The sequence below is a fragment of the Gilvimarinus sp. 1_MG-2023 genome (assembly GCF_030548285.1).
On sequence record NZ_JAUOSC010000190.1, the window covers coordinates 1 to 426 of the forward strand.

Here is a 426-nt window from a genome sequence, read left to right on the forward strand (position 1 = left end):
GTCTGTCGCAACGGCCACTCCGCCTCAGCTTCCAGCAATGCACAAGCAATATTGACTGGTCTGGCATCGGTTAATAACAGCTCATCACTATCCACGGGCTGCTGACCATTGTCCGCAACCCAGACCGGAATCAATACACCGCTATCCTGCCGGGACCACCAAGCCAGAGTGCGTCCCATTCGCTCTTTTAATTCGTCAATATCACCATCCATCACCAGCAAGGCCACTTCTCCTGGTAACGGTTGATGGACAGCCTGAGTTACCAAGGTATCCAGCGGTGCTCTGGCTCCCATCAGTTCAGGCGAAATCCAGGGGCCAGGCAGAATCTGTTGCTCCGTATCCCGGCCAAATTCCTGTTCAAAACGAGTCCAGCCATCAAGAGTTAACGGATAACGCTGTTGGCGGGCACGGTTTGCACTGCCAGTA

1 protein-coding gene is annotated in these 426 nt (G+C 54.0%); it reads right to left on the reverse strand.

Annotated features, from left to right (window positions below):
* On the reverse strand, nucleotides 1–426 hold a 426-nt coding region (locus tag Q4563_RS16365), incomplete at both ends, for a hypothetical protein (RefSeq protein WP_303605234.1).